This window comes from Schaalia odontolytica (assembly GCF_031191545.1).
GTDB lineage: Bacteria > Actinomycetota > Actinomycetes > Actinomycetales > Actinomycetaceae > Pauljensenia > Pauljensenia odontolytica.
In genome coordinates this window covers 361,367-380,777 of the sequence record NZ_CP133472.1, presented here as the reverse complement: position 1 = coordinate 380,777, position 19,411 = coordinate 361,367, and the positions used below count along the sequence as shown (strand labels likewise).

The following is a 19,411-nucleotide window of genomic DNA, read 5'->3' as shown; positions in this document are numbered from 1 at the left end:
GATGCTTGCGAGAGTGAGAACTGTCGTGCTTCGTGCTGATGCGTGGTTGTTTCACGGGTGTCTCCTGTGAAACAACCACGCTGTTTTAGTGGCCCAGCCCAACACGTGGCGCGAGCGCATTGAGATCGTCGCGATGGATGGATTCACCGGCTTTAAGAGCGCCGCTGCCGAAGATCTCCCCGGCGCGAGGGCGGTCATGGATCTCTTCCACGTCGTGCACCTCACCGGGGATACTCTCGATGAGTGCCGCAGACGCACCGGGTAAGAACTTCGCCACCGGCGCGGGTGTGCCACGGATCCCCTGTACAAGGACCGCAGAATGTTACACACCAGATCCTGCCTGCTCATGCCGCACCAGCAACACCAGATACTCTACCTGTTCGCCTCCGATTGCCGCGTCGCACTCGAGGTCACCTGGAGTGCCTACCAGAACATCATCGATGCCTAGCGCGATCCCAACACAATCCGCGGTAAGGTCCTGAAGCAAGCCGAAACAGACTGTCTCAGCGACGCGGGCACCCCTAGCTCCCTCACGGAGATCGTCACACTGGGAAGAACGTTCAAACGCCGAGCCGGGGACATCCTGGCCTACTTCGACCACCCCCACACCAGCAATGGGCCCACCGAAGCCATCAACGGTCGCCTCGAACACCTACGAGGCTCTGCCCTCGGATTCTGAAACCTCATCCACTACATCACCCAAGCACTCCTCAAACAAGAGGAATCAGACCCCAACTACACCCCCAATTATGAGGATTTCCAAAACCCACCCCAACTGATGAAGAGGATGAAATCGGAGGTCTAGGTGCGCTGTGGGTGCCCTTGGGAATCCGGGAGCTTTGCTAGTTGTTGGCAGGAGGTTACTAGTGCTGGTAGATAGGTATGTTAGTTGCGGCGTCCTACCTAGAGGAAGTGATCTCATTGGTTTCGTCTAGCATGCCTTCAAGTGTTTGGTTAATACGGTCAATATACTCATAATATTCCTTGCGAAGTGCGCTCAGTCCCTCTTGTTCAACAGCGCGACAAATTGCTGTCTTCGCTGAATCAAGGCTGTCTTCATTCAGGCCTGCAACTTTGGCAACTCGCTTGAACTTGCTTGACCATTTCGTGTCAACTGGTTTGAAGTCATCCAACTTGAATGAGTTTCCAAATTGATTATTTAGTGCCTTGATGATGAAGTCCGATGTGAGCATATCTTCCAGCTCTACTTCCGCGTCAGGGGAACGGTTGAGAGCGGGAATTGTTCTAATTTCAGAATCGTCGACGACATTCTCCTTCTTGAGAGAGGCTACCTCTTTTTCTCCGGCTTGATCTTTGTCGAGTAAGATGAGTATCCGATTGAGAAACTGTCGTTGAATTTCGATGTGGCGTGTCAATTTTGTTGTGCCATGCGTAGGTAAAATCGTAATTTGGTTATTATTGAACCCTTGTTTTACCTTTGCTGATCGTTCGCAAAGTAGTGTTCTGTAGATCGTTTGGTCAGTAAGTCCTTCAACGAGAATGCAAATGGGTGCACTAAACAGCGAATCAGATAGTTGAATTCCTAAGCACTGTCTGATTCGCGTGAGACTGGGGTGCATCTGTGCCGTACTGTCTTCCACGAGAATGTTGGTATGTAAGCGTGTTTGTCCAACTAGAATTGGGCTGTGTGTTGCAACAATTACTTGTTGGGTTGTTGCCAATTCGCGCAGCGTGTTGGAAATTGCTCTGACCGCGTCTGGGTGGAGATGTGCTTCAGGTTCGTCGATCGCTAGGATATATGCCTTGTGATTGCCTAAGTGTTTTGTTGCTTCCTGGATGAGGCCGATGGCGATGAGGCTCTGTAGTCCCTCGCCTTTCTCTGTGGAGCTTGTCCTGACATTGTCTGTAATCTCAAGCCGTTCGATTAGCGGCATTGTGCTGCGCCTGTTTGTGCGTATTAGTTCTACTTCGGAAATGTTTTGTGCATACCCTTGGATCTGCTTTGTTATGTTATCTGATAGTGCATTTAGGTAATCGTCTTCTATCTGTTTGATCTTCTGCATGAGGTCTTGGTAGTGCTCGTTTGCAAAAAGAGATGCTTGTAGGTGTCGTTGTGCAAAGTCTTGAGCAACTTCTAGCATCTGAGTCGAATCGCGAATTGCTGGAACCGAAAGAATGCCTATTCGAGTGTCGATGTAGTTGGCTATTTTTCGAATATTTCGATTGTATGTTATATTTCCGCGCCCTCGTTTGTTAATTACAAGGGATAGTGTATTAGGTTCGATTTTGATTGTGAGTGGCAGTTCGCCATTATTGTTCATTCTAGTTTCATTTTTGAATTCTTCTATTTCTGTCTCGGTTAGTTGAAAGATAAGCTCAATTTCGATAGAAGTGACTTTCTTGATGTGTTTTGGATAGTCCCTTTCAAAGTCAAAATCTGAGATCAGATTCGTTCCTGAGTTCAGTCTGAGTTGTCCATAAAAGCGTCTCGCATACATTCCCTCTAGTTGTTTTCTTGGAATTGGTCGATGTTTCCATTGGTGAATGATTGCGAAAGCGAGTGTTAGTGCGCGAAGGATGTTTGTCTTACCTTCATTGTTCGGTCCGATTAGTGAAGTGAAGTCGCTGAGTTCGAATGTTGTTTTTTTACTGATTGATCGATAGTTCTTAATCGAAATGCGATGTAATTTCATTTTTCTATGGCGTTTGCTTGTTGTGTGGCTGCTAATTTCTCATTAGAGTTGGAGGGAATTGGGTATATTACTTTTTATGCGATTGCCGGTACTCCCTCGGGTGCGTCAAAGCTGATGTAGACGGACGCTGGCATCGTTGCCTCCCAACACGGGCGTGTGACTGACGCTACTGACCGTAGCACACATGATTCGATGTTTCATGCGCAAATGTCAAGCTATCTGGCCACTCTGGCAGATTGGCAAAGGCCCGCCATTGCAAGGTTTAGTCGCCGGAACAACTTCAGTTACTTTTCGATTTTGAAGCAGTGTCTAATGGTCTGGTCGGTAGATTATGCTCCTCGCTCACGAAGCTCACGAGGCCTCGTCGCGGCAGGGGTTCGACCGGCGTCATCGACGCGTCTCGCGATGTTACGTCGCTGTGCTGCTCCTCGGTCGCTACCGCTGGTCAAGCATTTCCGACCCAAGGGTCAAGAATTCTTAAAATGTGAAACCCTCTGGAAGGTTAGTGGCAAACCTTGACACGATGGTCCAATGGCGCACCATCCGATGTGCTCGGGAGGCGCGCCCCTATCAGTACAGAAACGAGGATTGATAATGCATCAACGCTCATGGAAGACCCTCATCGCGGGAGGAGCCGCCCTCGCGGCCGGCCTGACGATGACTGCGCTCGGCGCTCCCGCCCACGCGGCCGGCGTCCCGGGGATCACCTCCGATGCTCGCGCCCGCGACGAGGTCATGAACTACGCGGTCAACCTGCCCGCCGACGCAACGCGCTACGACTTCAACGCGGCCGTGTCCAAGGCCTCGGAGAACGGCGTGGTCCTGGCCCAGTACCCCGAACTCAACTTCTTCTTCGTCCAGTCGGTGAAGGCCGCCTTCGCCCCGACGCTCGGCAAGAGCCTCGTCGACGCCGGCATCTCCTACCACTCGATTGGCCCCACCCGCTACAAGACGGTCACCGGCGCCGAGGTGCGTTCCGACCAGCCGCAGACCACCGCCGCTGAAGCCAACGCCGTCGCCGACGCCGCCGGCACGCACCCGACCGGCCTGGCCGCCGACTCCCAGCTCAACGACTTCGTCCCCGACGAGGGCGACGCCAACGCCTGGGGCCTGGCCGCCATCGGCGCGATCGACGCGCAGCAGGTCGACGTCCCCCGCGAGAAGGTCACCGTCGGCGTCATGGACACCGGTATTGACCCCGATCACAAGGACCTCAAGGAGCACCTGGACGCCGATCGTTCCGTGGGCTGCCAGGTCAACGGCATCCCCAACACGGACCCCTCCGCCTGGAAGGATGACCACTACCACGGCACGCACGTCGCGGGCACCATCGCAGCCGCGCACAACGCCTACGGCGTGGACGGCGTCGCCCCCGACGCGACGATCGTCGCCATCAAGGTGTCGAACGAGGCCGGCTCCTTCTACCCCGAGTACGTGGCCTGCGGCTTCGACTGGGCTGCCGAGCACGACATTGACGTAACGAACTCCAGCTACTACATGGACCCCTACGCCTTCTGGATGCCCAACGAGGGCTCGCAGGCCGCGGGTCTTGAGGCTGCCTCGCGCGCGATCCGTTACGCGAAGGACCTCGGTGTCGTCAGCATCGCCGCCGAAGGCAACGACAACGACGACCACGACAACCCGACGATCGACAAGGCATCGCCCAACGACGTCGAGGGTGCTGCTGCCGAGCGCAACGTCGAGGGCGGCATCGACGTCCCCGCGATGCTCAACGACTCCGTCGTGTCCGTGTCCGCCCTGGCCCTGCCCACCGGCACGGATCCCGCGACGGCTAAGCTCGAACGCTCCGGCTTCTCCAACTACGGTAAGAACTCCGTCGACGTGGCAGCCCCCGGCTCGCGCATCTGGTCGACGGTACCCACCTGGAAGAAGAACCCGCCCTTCGGCTATCTGTCCGGCACCTCGATGGCCTCCCCGCACGCAGCCGGCGTGGCCGCGCTGATCAAGCAGATCCACCCGGACTACACCGCCGATCAGACGATCGACCTGCTCAAGAAGCAGGCCGGCTACACCTACGACCGCCTCGCCGATCCGACGGACGGCAAGGAATACCGCGGCGCTGGCCTCGTCAACGCCCTGGCTGCCGTCCTCAAGGACCAGCCGCAGCCGGTCCTCGGCCCCGTTGAGTACTCCCGCGACGGCGCCACCGACTGGCGTCCGCTGGCCGACGCCAACCTGTCGGGTACCTTCTACGTGCGCGCCACGGTCGCCGGCCCCGTCACCAACGCCTCCCTGAAGGTCGCTGACAAGGAAGCGGTGAGCGCCACCGGAACCGGTGCCTTCGAGAATAACGAGGTCACCCTCGTCGCCGGCCCCTACGCGGCCACGGACCTGATGACCGACGCCCCCCACGTCGACGTGACCGTCAGCGCTGAGGGCCGCAACAAGGACGCGCGCGCCGACGACGACGTGAAGGACACCATCTACTTCCACGTGGATGAGTCCGTGCACGACGGCGGTGCCTGGGTTAACAGCGATGCCGGCTGGAAGTACTGCTACGGCAACAGCTCCTGTGCCCGCAACAAGTCGATCGTGATCGACGGGGAAACCTACTACTTCAACGGCGACTCCGTGATGGCGACCGGCTGGGTTAGCTTCGACTCGGCGTGGCACTGGATGAACCCGTCCGGCCGCATGGCCAAGGGCTGGACCAAGGTCGGCGGCGCCTGGTACTACCTCGACCCCGAGACCGGTGCGATGGCCACCGGCTGGACCAACGTTGGCGGCACCTGGTACTACCTGACCAGCAACGGTGCGATGGCCACCGGCTGGACCAACGTGGGCGGCGCCTGGTACTACCTGACCAGCAACGGTGCGATGGCCACCGGCTGGACCAACGTGGGCGGCGCCTGGTACTACCTGACCAGCAGCGGCGCGATGGCCACCGGTTGGGTCAACGACGGTGGCACCTGGTACTACCTGAACGCCTCCGGCAAGATGGTGACCGGCTGGACCGTTATCGACGGAACCTGGCAGCACTTCGACCGCTCGGGAGCCTGGCTCGGCTGAGCCAGGGGTGACGAGGTCGAGGAGCGTTCCCCGTCCTCGTCCCCCGGCTACCCGATAGGTTTACTAGAAGGCGGGTGGGTCCGAACATGTCGTTCGGACCCACCCGCCTTATGTTTATCGATCCCGCTCGGACGATCCCGCTCGGGGGGCGCCCTGCGCGGCCCGACGCCGGATGGCTACGCAGGCCAGGCTCAGCCCAGAGAATCGAAGAGAACCTGCAGACCTTCGCCCATGGTCGGGTGAGCGATCGGCAGGAAGCGCAGCTGCTCGTAAGTCAGGCCGCCCGCCATCGCGACGTGCACGACGCTGATGACCTCGGAGACGTTCGGGCCGATGAGGGTCGCGCCCAGGATCTGGTGCGTGTTCGCGTCGACGACGGCCTTCCAGAAGCCCTCGCCCGCGTAACGCATCGTCTTAGCGCGCGGAATCGCGGCCGTGGGCACCTTCGCGATATGCACGTCGAGGCCGGCCTCGCGCGCCTCGGACTCGGACAGGCCGATGCGGGCCAGCTCGGGGGTGGCGAACACGGCGTAGGGAATCGTGCGGCCCTTCGTGGTGGTCGTCGCCTCGTCCAGGGAGGTGCCGGTCAGCTGGGCGCGGATAATGCGGAAATCAGACCAGGAGGCGTGCGTAAACATGGGGGTGCCCGCGCAGTCGCCGGCCGCCCACACGCCCTGCGCGGAGGTGCGCAGGTGCTCATCCACCGCGACGAAACCGCGATCGGTGAGGGCAACCCCGGCCTCGTCCAGTCCGATGCCATCCGTGTTGGGCACGCGGCCGACAGCCACCAGGACCGCCTCGGCGGACACGGTCGACCCATCGGAGAGGGTCAGGGTCGTCGTGTTGCCCTCGCGCGAGGCCGACTCGGCGCGGCCAGGCACGATGCGCACGCCGGAAGCCTCCAGCCCAGCCTCGACGACGCGGGCCGCATCCTCGTCCTCGCGAGGCAGCACATGATCGCCCGAGGAGATGAGCGTGACCTCCACGCCGAAGGTCGCCATCATCGACGCGAACTCCACGCCGATGTAGCTGGCGCCGATGATCGCCAGGGAGGAAGGAAGCTCCTCAAGGCGCAGGATCTCCTCGTTGGTCCACGCGCCCGACTCCCACAGGCCGGGGATCGCGGGACGCGCCGGGCGCGAACCCAGGTTGATGAGGACACGCTCGCCGCGGATCGTGCGCTCGCCACCGTCCTCGAGGGCGATGGTCACTGTGCGCTCTGCCGTGAAACGGGCCTCGCCGCGAATGAAATCCAGGCCGGGGGCCGCGAACATCTTCTCGTGCGCGCCGACCATCGCACCGACGATGCCTTCCTTGTGGGCGCGGAGCTTACCCAGGTCCACGCGCGCACCCTCGGTGCCGACCACGCCGAAGGCCTCGTCCGTGCGGGCGTCGCTCAGGCGGCGAGCCGAGTTGACCAGGGACTTCGTGGGGATGCAGGCGACGTTGATGCAGGTGCCGCCGACGAACTGGCGTTCCACCATGGCGACCTTCCAGCCCGCCTTCGCGCGCTCCATCGCGAGGGACTTTCCGGCCTTGCCGCCGCCGATCACCAGCAGGTCGACGGTTTCGATAGCGTTCGTGGACATGTTTCTCCTTGGGTAGAAAAGGCTCTCCTATCCCAACGCAGCGCGGCCGGAACTATTCCAACAGCTGGGCACATTCCAGGTGTGCATTATCACGGCGAAACGGTGGTATGTCGCTCATTTTGAGGGTGTAAAGGAACGAAGGCTCACATAGTGATCGTGCCACTCGTTCAAACCCTCATCGGCATGCTTAGATGTACCTATGAGGGCTCTAGATATTGGTGATTTCAAAGAGGATGTGGGGGCCGCTCTCGCGCGCGCCTCATCCGGTGAAGTCGTCACGCTCACCGAGGAAGGCCAGCCGGTCGCCGAGCTGGGTCCCGTGCGCATGTCGACCTACGCGCAGCTGCGCGAACTGGGCCTCGAGCGTCCCGCCATGGCGGACCTCGACGCCTACCAGATGCCGTCGAAGAACCTGCCCGACGGGCGGGGGATAGTCGGCAAACTCGACGCCTGAACGCCCGGCGCGGGGCAGCGGTGTGCTAGCCCCGGCGCTTGGCGCGGTTCGTGGGCTGTGCGTGCAGCGGATCCTCGGGCCACGGATGCTTCGGGTAGCGCCCGCGAAGCTGCGCGCGCACGTCCCGGTACGGCCCCGCCCAAAACGACGTCAGATCAGAGGTGACCGCCGCGGGGCGTCCCGCCGGATCCGTCAGGTGCAGCACCAGAGGAACGCGCCCGTCCACCAGCCTGGGCGTGTCCGTCCACCCGAAGGCCTGCTGGACGCGCAGCGTGAGCACCGGGTGCGCGCCGCTCCAATCGACGGGCCGGGTACCGCCCGAAGGGATCGGCATCTTCTCCGGCACCAGCTCATCCAGGCGCGCCGCCTGAGGCCACGGCAGCATCGAGCGCAGCGCGTCGAGCATCGACACGCAGTTCAGGGACGCTCCCGACGCGAGATGCTTCGCCCAGGGGGCAAGCCACCGACGGGCGCTGCCCGCGAGGGCCTCATCCGACACGTCGGGCCACGGCTCACCCAACACGTCGTGAAGCACCCGCATGCGCTCGCGCAGGGACGAGGCCTCCTTCCCCCAGCACAGATCACCCAGTCCGCGCGAGGCCAGGTGCTCGGCCACCAGCGCGGTCGCCTCCTCTTCGCTCAGGGACGAGGCCGGGGCGCTCGACAGGGGAATCGCGCCGAGAGCGCGCGTGCGGGTCGCTCGCAGCGCCCCCTTGCGAATCGACGCCTGCGTGCGGGTCGCTACCAGCGCCGCGCCCGCAGCCAAGGCGTCCTCCTCCGACAGGGGCACCGCCGCGAGGATGCGCGCGTGGCGCGAGGCCGGTGCCCGGTCAATTGAGGCCACGGCCAGCCACTCCTGACCCTCCAAAGGGCACCCCTGGGGTAGCTCGGCACCCACGCCGCCAGCCAGGATGTAGGCCGTCGAATTCGTGCGGCGACGCGCAATCCACTCCGGGTACGCGAGCGCGCACGTCAGGGCCAGCTCGTCCTCACGGGTACGCCCCTTCGCCGCGCAATCCCAGGTCGACGCCCCGCGATCGTCGCCCGCGCCGGTTTCCGCCAGACGCCGCGCCAAACGCTCCAGGCGTGCCTGCGTCTCCTTCACCCGCGCAGCCTGCGCCTTCCCGATCCCCGCGTCACTGGCGCCTGCGCGACCCAGCCGACGCTCCAACGCACCCAGGTCAGCCCCCGGCGCACGCAGGTCCTCCGACAGGAGGGCCACGAAGCGCGCCGCCTTCGACGCCCCCAGGATCGCGCTCGACGCCAGGAGGGCTCTGCCCAGGGGCGGATCCAACGGCAGCGACGCCAGAGTGCGGCCGAGAGCGGTGGCGGTCCCGGCCTCGTCGATGGCTCCCAGGGAGGATAGGCGCTGCCCCGCGGCCTCCCACGTGCCAGCAGGTGGAGGGTCGAGTAGGGCGAGCTCCTCCACCGGGGTGCCCCACGAGGCGACCTGGAGGCGCGCGTCCGTCAGGTCCTGGGTCGCGATGCCTGGCGCGGACTGAGCGGGCCTACGGGCAACGTCCATGGAATCCATGACGCGAACGGCGAGGCCGGGGCCGTTTCGCGCTGCTCGTCCTGCCCGCTGCTCCAGGCGCGCCAGCGCCGCCGGCACGGTCACGAGGGAAGACAGCCCGCGGCCCGCGTCGAAGCGCGGCTCGCGCGCGAGACCCGCGTCCACGACGACTGACACGCCCGGAACCGTCAGCGACGACTCCGCGATCGACGTGGAGAGGATGACGCGGCGCCCGCTACAGGGGGACAGCGCCCGGTCCTGCTCGGCGGCGCTCAACTGTCCATGCAGCGCGAGCACCGGGATGCCGCCCAGGCGCAGGTTTCCTCGGACGGCCTCGATCTCGCCCACGCCCGGCAAGAACACGAGGACCGACCCTTCGGTGGCCCTCACCGTCTCCTCGACCGTGCGGGCCACGTGTGCCAGGTACTCGCGGCGCACACCCACCCGGTCGGCACCGATCGCGCCCACGGCCTCGACGCCGCGCGGCGGGGGATCGTAGCGCACCTCCAGTGGATAGATGTCTCCCGGCACGTCAACCAGGGCGGGATCATCGCCCGTCGCGGAACGCAGGAAATCGACGGTGCGCGATGCCTCCAGCGTCGCCGACGTCAGCGCCACGAATAGGTCATCGCGCAGAGCCGAGCGCGCGTCCAGCGCAAACGCCAACGCCAGGTCCGTGTCCAGGTCACGCTCGTGGAACTCATCCACGATCAGAGCCGATACCCCGGGAAGCTCCGGGTCGCGCTGCAGGCGGCGCAACGCCACTCCCGGCGTCACCATCTCCACGCGCGTGCGCTCACTGATGCGAGAATCCCCGCGCACCGAATAACCGACCTGACCGCCGACGTCCTCGCCCAGCAGGCGCGCGATCCTGCGGGCAGCTGCCCGCGCGGCCACCCTGCGCGGCTGGGTGACAAGCACCCGCCCCGCCGACGCGTCGTGCCCGGCCAACGCCACCGCCACGGCGGGCGGCAGCAGCGTCGTCTTGCCCGTGCCCGGAGGCGCGGTGATGACCGCGCAGGCCCCCGGCCGCGCCGCCGCCGCAATATCGCCCAGGGCGCGCGTGACCGGCAGCTCCGGCGGATGCGATACGAGTTCTTCGAGGGTGGGCATAGTGCCATTGTGCTTGCTTCCCGGCTTCCCACGCATCCGGGATACGCGGTAGCGCGCCCCGATGCGTCCGGGGTCACTGAGCTGTCGGCCCGCGCATCGCCTGCGTCGGGGCGGCGCACAGTAGAATGGCTACAGTATGACTACGCAGAACACAGCGCCGGCGCTCGCGGCGGCCACCCTCGCACACACCACGGGGCGCGTCACCATCCCCGCGGGCATGGAACCGATCGCGGTCCTCGGCGTCTCAGACCAGGTTCTGCGCGCCCTCGAACGCGGCTTCCCACACGTCCGGTTCCTCGTGACCGGGCGCGAGATCTCCCTGGCCGGCACCCAGGCAGACATCGACGTGGCCGCTGGCCTCCTCGAAGAACTCATCGGCATGGCCCGGCGCGGCACCGCCCTGGACGCAACCGCCGTCGAACAGGCCATCGGCCTGCTCGGGCGCCTCACCTCGGGCGAGGCGCCCACGGAAGAAATCCTCTCCGCGCGCGGGCGCTCGATCCGCCCTAAGACCCCCGGCCAGAAGGCATACACGGACGCGATCGACCGAGCGACCGTCGTCTTCGGCATCGGACCGGCGGGCACGGGCAAGACCTACCTGGCGATGGCCCAGGCCGTGCGCCGCCTCCTGTCCGGCGAGGTGCGCCGCATCGTCCTGACCCGCCCGGCAGTCGAGGCGGGGGAGAACCTGGGTTTCCTGCCCGGATCCCTCACTGACAAGATCGACCCCTATCTGCGCCCCCTCTACGACGCGCTGGGGGACATGCTCGACCCCGAGGCACTGCCCAAGCTCATGGCCGCAGGAACGATCGAGGTCGCGCCCCTGGCGTACATGCGTGGACGCACCCTCAACGACTCCTTCATCATCCTCGACGAGGCCCAGAACACGACGGTGGGCCAGATGAAGATGTTCCTTACCCGCCTGGGCTTCGGCTCCAAGGTCGTCGTCACCGGCGACGCCTCGCAGGTCGACCTGCCCGGCAGCCAGACGTCCGGCCTGTCCGTCGTCGAAAGCATCCTCGGCGACATCGACGACATCGAGTTTTGCCACCTGACCAGCGCCGACGTCGTGCGCCACGAGCTGGTCGGCGCGATCATCGACGCCTACCAGCGATTCGACGACAAGAACGCCGCCCGCCGCGCGCGCACACGCAGCCACAACACCGCACGCAGGGAGTACACGTCATGACCGAGGTCATCAACGAGACCGACTACGAGATCAACGAAGCCGAGTTTTCCGCCCTGGCCGACTACGTGCTCGACCAGATGCACGTTAGCTCCGACGCGGAAGTCAACATCATTTTCATCGAGCCCGAGCCGATGGAAGACCTGCACGTGCGCTGGCTGGACCTGCCCGGTCCCACCGACGTCATGAGCTTCCCCATGGACGAGCTGCGCCCCGGCACAGCGGAGCACCCCACGCCCCCCGGCATGCTCGGAGACATCTGCATCTGCCCGCAGGTCGCCGCCCGCCAGGCCGCAGAATCCGGCCACAGCGCCGCCGAGGAGATGCTGCTCCTGGCCACGCACGGCATGCTCCACCTCCTGGGTTACGACCACGCCCAGGACGCCGAGCGCGAGGTCATGTTCGCGCTCCAACGCAAGCTCCTGCTGACCTTCCTGGCCACTCGATGATCCTTCCCCTCCAGGCATCCCCGGCCTCGCCGATCGTGGACGTGCCCTCCGTGGCCCTCCTGATCCTCGCGGTCGTTGCCCTGGCCTTCGCGTCCTTCGCACAGAGCGTCGAGCAGGCTGTGCAGCGCCTGACCCTGGCCGGCGTCGAGGACCTCATCGAGGAAGAGCGCCGCAACGCGCGGGTCCTCTACGGCCTCGTCGACCGCCGTCGGCGCACCCTGCTGTCGCTGCGCGCCTTCCGTACCTTCTGGCAGGTCATCTACGCGGTCATGGGCACGATTGTCCTGGTTGACACGCGCCTGCCGTGGTGGGCCGTCGCCCTCATCGCCGTCAGCGTGATCGGGGCATTCCAGCTGCTGTTCGTGTCCTTCCTGCCCGCCCAGTGGGGCGCGCGTAACCCCGAGGGCGTCGCCCTGGCGGGAACAGGCTTCTCAGCCCGCCTCGCCAGCCTCAGTCACCTCGCGGACCCGCTGCTCACCCGCGTGCGCTCCTCGCGCCCCACGCCCGCCCCCACCGAGGCGCAGGTGCGCGCCGAGCTGATCTCTGACCTGCGTGAAATCGTCGACGAGGTCGGCGAGCCCGAAAGCTTCGAGGAAGAGGACCGCGACATGGTCCGGTCCGTCCTGGACCTTGGGCACACGCTCGTGCGAGAAGTGATGGTGCCGCGCACCGACATGGTGACCATCGACGCCGACACCTCCGCCCCCTCCGCGCTGCACCTCTTCGTGCGCTCCGGTTTTTCGCGCGTGCCCGTCGTCGGCGACGACGTGGACGACATTCGCGGCATCCTGTACTTCAAGGACCTCGTCTCGCGCTGGGAAGCCACGGGTGGAGCGCTCGACATGCGTGCCGAGCAGATGATGCGCCCCGCCGAGTACGCGGTCGAAATGAAGCCCGCCGACGACATGCTCCGCCAGATGCAGGCCGAGCGTTTCCACATGGCCATCGTCATCGACGAGTACGGCGGCGTCGCGGGCCTGGTGACCCTCGAGGACATTCTCGAGGAGGTCGTCGGCGAGCTGACCGACGAGCACGACCGCCACTCCATCGAGCCCGAGGAGATCGAACCCGGCACCTGGCGCGTTCCCGCGCGCTACCCGATCTCCGAGCTGGGCGAGCTCCTGGACCGCGAGATCGAGGACGAGGACGTCGACTCGGTCGGCGGCCTGCTCGCCAAGGCCATCGGGCGGGTCCCGCTGCCCGGCGCGACCGGCACCCTCGCCGGCGTGTCGATGACCGCGGAAGAGGCGCGCGGGCGCCGCCGCCAAGTCTCCACCATCCTGTGCCGCCTCGACCCTGATTCTCCGCTCATCACCAACACCATCCCCGCCGACGATAAGGACAACTGACATGCGATTCCCCTCCGACGACGAACTCATGGCCGGCCCCAACGCCTTCGGGGACGCGCGCATCGAGGTGGCGAGCGACGCCGCGGACCCGGAAGCCGACGCTCGAGCGCAGATCGACGCCGGCCTCGGTGAGGATTCCGAGGACGAGGCCGGGGCTGAGCTCGGCGACGACGAAGACCTCGAGGATGACGAAGACTTCGACGGTGAGGCCTTTGAAGGCCTGGAGGACGAGGAGGACGCCGACCTGGATGCGTTCGAGGCGCTCACCTCGGTTGCTGCCCTGCGCCAGGATGCGGCGGCGACCATCGAGATCCCGGACTTTCCCGAGGACTTCCGCGCCGGCTTCATCTCCATCGTGGGCCGCCCCAACGTCGGCAAGTCGACGCTGACGAACGCCCTGGTGGGACGCAAGATAGCGATCACGTCGGGTCGCCCCGAGACGACGCGCCACAATATCCGCGGCATCGTGCACGGCGAGGGATACCAGCTGGTCCTTGTCGACACCCCCGGATACCACCGCCCCCGCACACTGCTGGGCAAGCGGCTTAACGACATGGTGCGCGAGGCTCTCTCGGAGGTCGACGTCGTGCTCTTCTGCCTGCCCGCCGACCAGCGCATCGGCCCCGGCGACCAGTTCATCGCCCGCGAGCTGCGCGGCATCAAGCGCCCGATCATCGCGGTTGCGACCAAGTGCGACGCCGTGCCGCGTGAGCGCGTTATGAAGCATCTGCTCTCGATCGAGAAGCTGGGGGAGTGGGCCGCCATCGTGCCGGTGTCCTCCGTGGAGGGCAAGGGCATTGACCACCTGCGCGAGGTGCTTGCCGACACGGTGCCGCTCTCGCCCCCGCTGTACCCCGAGGGTGACGTCACCGACGAGTCCCGCGACACCCTCATCGCCGAGTTTATCCGTGAGGCCGCGCTGGAGGGTGTGCGCGACGAGCTGCCCCACTCCCTGGCCGTCCAGGTCGAGGAGATCATCGAGAGGCCTCGCCGCGAAGGCGACGACCGCCCGCCCATGCTTGACATCCACGTGAACGTGTACGTCGAGCGCGACTCGCAGAAGGCCATCATCATCGGCCGCAAGGGTTCGCGCCTCAAGCAGATCGGCACCCAGGCCCGCGCCCACATCGAGGAGCTGCTGGGCCGCCGCGTCTACCTCGACCTGCACGTGCGCACCGCCAAGGACTGGCAGTCCGACCCCAAGATGCTGGGGCGATTGGGCTTCTGACATGCCCAGCGTCATCCGTGTACGTGGCGCCCGCGTCCACAACCTGAAAAACGTGGACGTCGACGTTCCTCTGAACGCGTTCGTCGCAGTCGCGGGCGTGTCTGGGTCGGGCAAATCTTCCCTGGCCCTGGGCACGCTCTACGCGGAGGGATCGCGGCGTTACCTGGAGTCCCTGGCGACCTACACGCGTCGGCGCATCTCCCAGGCTGCCAAGGCCTCGGTCGACGAGGTTGCGCACGTGCCCGCCGCGCTCGCGCTGCGCCAGCGCCCAGGTGTACCTGACGTGCGCTCCACCTTCGGTACGGCGACGGAGCTTCTCAACCACCTGCGCCTGCTGTTCTCACGCGTTGGCTCCTACGTGTGCCCCAACGGGCACCGCGTCCCGCCCTCGCGCAACGTGGCCCTAGAAGTGCCTCTCACGTGCCCGCAGTGTGCTGACTCCTTCTACGGTCTCGGTGCGGAGGAGATGGCATTTAACTCGGGCGGTGCGTGCCCGGTGTGTGAGGGGACGGGCGTCCAGCGCGTCGTCAACCGAGCATCCCTCGTGCCCGATGAATCCCTCACTATTGACGAGGGCGCGGTTTCCCCGTGGGGGTCCCTCATGTGGAAGCTCATGAAGGACGTCGCCCGCGAAATGGGCGTGCGCACGAACGTGCCCTTCCGGGACCTGAGCGATGCGGAGAAGGCGATCGTCTACGAGGGGCCCGCTGAGAAACGCCATATCATCGTCGCCACCAAGACCGGTGGCGCGGAGCTGGACTTCACCTACTTCAACGCGGTCGCCACGGTCGAAAACGCCTTGTCGAAGGCGAAAGACGAGAAGGCCCTCGCCCGCGTGGAAAAATACCTCATCACCCGCACATGCCCCGCCTGCGACGGCACGCGCCTGGGGGAACGTGTACGCTCCACGCTGATCGAGGGCATCGACCTGGGCGAGGCCTCGCGCCTCACGCTCACGGAGCTGCGCGAGTGGGTCCAGCGCGTCCCCGGCCTCGTTCCGGATGAGGTAGCTCCCATGGCCCGCGTCATTGTCGAGGAGATGACCGAGCCGATGGATCGCCTCGTGCAGCTCGGCCTGTCCTACCTGTCTCTCGACCGCGCGTCGTCGACGTTGTCCAACGGCGAGCGCCAGCGCGTGCAGCTCGCCCGTGCCGTACGCAACCGGACGACCGGGGTCCTCTACGTGCTGGATGAGCCGACCATCGGCCTGCACCCCTCCAACGTCGACGGCGTCCTGGCGATTATCCGGGAACTCGTCGCCGACGGGAATTCCGCTGTCGTTGTCGACCACGACACACGTGTCCTTGCAGCCGCGGATCACCTGATCGAGATCGGACCCGGAGCGGGAGCGGACGGTGGTCGCGTCATCTTCCAGGGGCCCATCGTCGAGGCCTCCCATGCCCCAGCTTCCCGCATCGGCCCGTACATGGCTGGGTTGCGTCGGGTTGAGCGTGCAGCGGGGGAGTCGGATCGGGGCGCGGATATCGATGGGCGCGGTGCGCTTTACCTGGAGACTAACCAGATCCACACGGTGCGGCCCCTGAGTGTTGATATTCCGCTGGGTTCGTTGACGGCCGTGACGGGCGTCAGTGGGTCGGGTAAGACGACACTCGTCCTTGAGTCGCTGGTTCCCGCGCTGCGTGCGCGCCTTGCTGGTGAGCCTTTGCCCGCGCACGTGCGCGACGTGGATGCCGCTGGTATCTCACGGGTGAACCTGATCGATGCGACGCCGATCGGAGTGAATGTACGCTCGACCGTGGCCACGTACTCCGGTGTCCTGGATGAGCTGCGCCGGGCGTTTGCGCGCACCGAGGAGGCGCAGGCGGCCGGGTTGAAGCCCGGTGCCTTCTCGTACAACACGGGTTTGCTTCGATGCCCCACTTGCGACGGTACTGGGCAGATCACCCTGGATGTGCAATTTTTGCCCGACGTGGACATTGAGTGCACAGATTGTCGAGGGAGCCGCTACGGCGCGCAGGCGTTGCGGATCCGCCGCGATGGGCTGAGCCTGCCCGACATCATGGCGATGAGCGTGGACGAGGCAAGAGCGGCCGTGCGTGGGCTGAAGAAAGCGGGTGCCCTCCTCGAGACCCTGGTCGGTCTCGGCCTGGGCTACCTGACGCTGGGGGAGGCCACTCCCGCCCTCTCCGGTGGCGAGGCCCAGCGCCTCAAGCTTGCCTCGGAAATGGGTAGGCACCAGGAGGGCACTCTCTTCGTCTTCGACGAGCCGACGATCGGCCTGCACCCGGATGATGTGCAGGTCCTCCTGAACGTGCTTCAGCACCTCATTGAGCGTGGAGCGACGGTCCTCGTCATCGAGCACGACCTGGACCTGATCCGTTGCGCTGACTGGGTCATTGACATGGGCCCGGGCGGCGGCATCGAAGGTGGTCGTATTGTCGCGCAGGGCACTCCGAGCGATATCGTGGACAGCGAGGCCTCGGTGACGGGACGCTACCTGCGCTGAGACTCTGTCGCAGGGAAACATCAGGTGGGCCGCGGCCCAGATAAGCATGGTGCCCGGCTGCCGTGAGGCAACCGGGCACTACTGCGTCGTGATCAGGTCACTTGACGATGACGACTCGCAGGAAGCGGGGGCCGTGCACGCCGTTGACGCGGACCAGCTCAATGTCGGAGGTCGCCGAACCGCCGGCGATCCAGGTCATCGGGCGGGTTGGGTTCTTGCCGAGAATCTCGACGGCCTGGGGCACCGTGGGGACGATGTCGGAGGCCCTCAGGACCACGACGTGGGTGTCGGGCACGAGCGAGATCGCGCGGCGCCCTTGGTCGGGCTCACCGTCGAGGACGATGGTGCCAGACAGGGAGATCGCGACGCGGCTACGCGTGACGACCGCGTCGATCTCGTCCAGCTCGAGCGTGGGGATCGCCTCTTCGCGGCTGTCCTCGCGCACGGTGCGCCCGTCGCGGGCGGCAGCCTCCTTGAAGACATCGTCCAGGCCGGTCGGAACCACGACGGACGTGGCCTTCTGGTCGGCCAAGAACGTCGAGATCGCGTCGGCGACCTCTGATTCCTTGGAAACCACGACGACCTTGGCGGAGTAGTCCTCGAGCGTTTCGATCATTTCCTCGATGACTGCGTCGGAACCGGGCGCGTGCTCGGTGGAGCGGATGTAGTCGCGGGGGATCGGGCGCACCGGACGGCCCTGCTGAGAACGAGAGATGGCGTCGCGTGCGCGCGCCAGGATCGCGGTCTTCGCGTCCATGGTGGTGATGCTCATGTCACGCCTCCTTCGGGGTCGTGTTGGTGGTCATGCCGTGCTCGGAAGCGAGTGGGAGGCCCTTCGCGGGTGCGTCGGTACGCGGTGCCTTGGCATCGGAGTCCTTGTGGGTGCGCTTCCACCACTCGCGGAAGGTTTCCTTCGGCGCGACCGGCAGGTCGCGTGCGCGCGTCCATAGCGAGGCCGGGAACGGCAGCGCGCCGATGGAACCCTTCTTAGCGAACAGGCGGGTGGCCTTCGCGCCCTTTCCGGCGGCCTTCCACAGCTTCGCGTTCGTCATCATCGGGGTGGTCGCGCCCATCGCGAGGTCCCACACGTCCGGCACGAGGTTGCGCTTGACATCAACGGTGCGCGCACGCATGTGGATGAGGATGGTCGGGATGTCGATCTTGACGGGGCAGACCTCGCCACAAGCGCCACACAGGGAGGATGCGAAGGGCAGGGTGTGCACCGGATCGTCCTCGGCGAGGCCCTGGGTCAGCTGCGGGGTCAGGATCGCGCCGATGGGGCCCGGGTAGACGGAGCCGTAGGCGTGACCGGAGGTGTGCTGGTACACCGGGCAGATGTTCATGCACGAGCCGCAGCGGATGCAGGCGAGGGCCTGGCGGCCGATCGGGTCGGTGAGGACCTTGGTGCGGCCGTTGTCCATGAGGATCAGGTGGAATTCCTGGGGGCCGTCGCCGGGGGTGACGCCCGTCCACATGGAGGTGTAGGGGTTCATGCGCTCGCCGGTGGCGGAGCGGGGCAGGAGCTGGGAGAAGATCTCCACGTCCTGGAACCGAGGCACCAGCTTCTCAATGCCCATCAGGGTGATGAGCGTGTCGGGCAGTGTCAGGCACATGCGGCCATTGCCCTCGGACTCGAAGATGGATACGGTGCCTGTCTCGGCGATGCCCATGTTGGTACCCGAGACGGCGACCTTGGCGTGCAGGAACTTCTTGCGCAGGTGGGCGCGGGCGGCACCGGTCAGCTCGGTCGGGTCGTCGGAGAGGTCGCGAGGCGCGTCCTCCATGCGGTCCAGGAAGATGCCGCGGACCTCGGAACGGTTGCGGTGGATCGCGGGGACGACGATGTGGCTGGGCATGTCGTCGGCCAGCTGGACGATCATCTCGGCGAGGTCGGTCTCGCGAGCGTTGATGCCCTGTTCCTTCAGGTACTCGTTGAGGTTGGTCTCCTGGGTGGCCATGGACTTGACCTTGACGACCTCGTCAACGCCCTTGGACTTGATGATCTGGGCGACGATTCGGTTGGCCTCGTGCTTGTCGCGCGCCCAGTGGACGATGCCGCCGCGCGCGGTCACGTTGCGCTCGAACTCCTCGAGGAGCTCGGGCATGCGGGAGGCGACCTCGAACTTGACGGCCTCGCCTGCGTTGCGCAGCTCCTCCCAGTCCGGCATTTCGGCGACGCGCTGGGCGCGCTTGGTGCGGATCGTGCGGGTGGCGTGGCCCAGGTTGCGGCGCATCTGGGTGTTGGCCAGCGTCTTATGGGCACCCTCCGGGAAGGAATGACCCCAGCGGAGGGTGTCCTCGGGGATGGTGACGGTGGTGCGCCAACCGCCGGTGTGTGACTCGGGGGCAGAGGGCATTCCGATGAACGTTGCGGTCATG

12 protein-coding genes and 1 pseudogene are annotated in these 19,411 nt (G+C 65.0%); 8 read left to right on the top strand and 5 right to left on the bottom strand.

Annotation, left to right across the window (positions count from 1 at the left end):
- Positions 1 to 85 precede the first annotated feature (85 nt).
- Positions 86 to 753: pseudogene (locus RDV55_RS10575) on the top strand (transposase); the annotation flags it as partial.
- Positions 754 to 899: 146 nt separating this feature from the next.
- On the opposite strand, the gene RDV55_RS01660 reads toward RDV55_RS10575, so the two are convergent.
- Positions 900 to 2,654 (bottom strand): ATP-dependent nuclease, encoded by a 1,755-nt coding sequence (locus tag RDV55_RS01660; protein WP_111822833.1) that lies wholly within the window; start codon positions 2,652 to 2,654, stop codon positions 900 to 902.
- Between the two features lie 594 nt (positions 2,655 to 3,248).
- Here RDV55_RS01660 and RDV55_RS01655 point away from each other — a divergent pair.
- Positions 3,249 to 5,684: a S8 family serine peptidase gene (locus RDV55_RS01655; protein ID WP_111822834.1), complete on the top strand. Its 2,436-nt coding sequence runs from the start codon at positions 3,249 to 3,251 to the stop codon at positions 5,682 to 5,684.
- Positions 5,685 to 5,875: 191 nt separating this feature from the next.
- Here the strand turns inward: RDV55_RS01655 and RDV55_RS01650 are convergent, their stop codons facing one another.
- Positions 5,876 to 7,273 carry a dihydrolipoyl dehydrogenase family protein gene (locus RDV55_RS01650; RefSeq protein WP_111822835.1) on the bottom strand — a complete coding sequence of 466 codons (1,398 nt, stop codon included), beginning with the start codon at positions 7,271 to 7,273 and terminating at the stop codon, positions 5,876 to 5,878.
- 199 nt (positions 7,274 to 7,472) lie between these two features.
- Here RDV55_RS01650 and RDV55_RS01645 point away from each other — a divergent pair, with 199 nt between their 5' ends.
- Complete coding sequence (locus tag RDV55_RS01645; protein WP_111822836.1) at positions 7,473 to 7,727, top strand: type II toxin-antitoxin system Phd/YefM family antitoxin; 255 nt, start codon at positions 7,473 to 7,475, stop codon at positions 7,725 to 7,727.
- 25 nt (positions 7,728 to 7,752) lie between these two features.
- Here RDV55_RS01645 and hrpB read toward each other — a convergent pair whose 3' ends face one another.
- Entirely contained in the window at positions 7,753 to 10,353 is a 2,601-nt protein-coding gene (hrpB, locus tag RDV55_RS01640; RefSeq protein ID WP_111822837.1) for an ATP-dependent helicase HrpB, read from the bottom strand.
- 136 nt (positions 10,354 to 10,489) lie between these two features.
- Between hrpB and RDV55_RS01635 the strand changes: the two genes are divergently transcribed.
- From RDV55_RS01635 to RDV55_RS01615, 5 genes are read left to right on the top strand one after another with little or no spacing between them, the layout of a single operon-like run.
- The gene (locus tag RDV55_RS01635; RefSeq protein WP_111822838.1) at positions 10,490 to 11,542 is read left to right on the top strand and encodes a PhoH family protein; all 1,053 of its coding nucleotides are present in this window, start codon (positions 10,490 to 10,492) and stop codon (positions 11,540 to 11,542) included.
- A complete protein-coding gene (ybeY, locus tag RDV55_RS01630; RefSeq protein WP_111822839.1) occupies positions 11,539 to 11,988 on the top strand; it encodes an rRNA maturation RNase YbeY in 450 nt (149 codons plus the stop codon). The genes RDV55_RS01635 and ybeY overlap by 4 nt, the downstream gene beginning before the upstream one ends.
- Positions 11,985 to 13,337, top strand: a complete 1,353-nt coding sequence (locus tag RDV55_RS01625) for a hemolysin family protein (RefSeq protein ID WP_111822840.1) — start codon at positions 11,985 to 11,987, stop codon at positions 13,335 to 13,337. The genes ybeY and RDV55_RS01625 overlap by 4 nt, the downstream gene beginning before the upstream one ends.
- 1 nt (position 13,338) lies before the next feature.
- On the top strand, positions 13,339 to 14,565 hold the full coding sequence (gene era / locus RDV55_RS01620; RefSeq protein WP_111822841.1) for a GTPase Era: 1,227 nt from the start codon (positions 13,339 to 13,341) through the stop codon (positions 14,563 to 14,565).
- Between the two features lies 1 nt (position 14,566).
- Positions 14,567 to 17,032 carry an excinuclease ABC subunit UvrA gene (locus RDV55_RS01615; RefSeq protein ID WP_111822842.1) on the top strand — a complete coding sequence of 822 codons (2,466 nt, stop codon included), beginning with the start codon at positions 14,567 to 14,569 and terminating at the stop codon, positions 17,030 to 17,032.
- Between the two features lie 97 nt (positions 17,033 to 17,129).
- On the opposite strand, the gene RDV55_RS01610 is transcribed toward RDV55_RS01615, so the two are convergent.
- Both RDV55_RS01610 and RDV55_RS01605 read right to left on the bottom strand, forming a co-directional pair.
- Complete coding sequence (locus tag RDV55_RS01610; protein WP_111822843.1) at positions 17,130 to 17,804, bottom strand: LutC/YkgG family protein; 675 nt, start codon at positions 17,802 to 17,804, stop codon at positions 17,130 to 17,132.
- A 1-nt stretch (position 17,805) separates the two neighbouring features.
- Positions 17,806 to 19,410 carry a LutB/LldF family L-lactate oxidation iron-sulfur protein gene (locus RDV55_RS01605; protein ID WP_111822844.1) on the bottom strand — a complete coding sequence of 535 codons (1,605 nt, stop codon included), beginning with the start codon at positions 19,408 to 19,410 and terminating at the stop codon, positions 17,806 to 17,808.
- Position 19,411 lies beyond the last annotated feature (1 nt).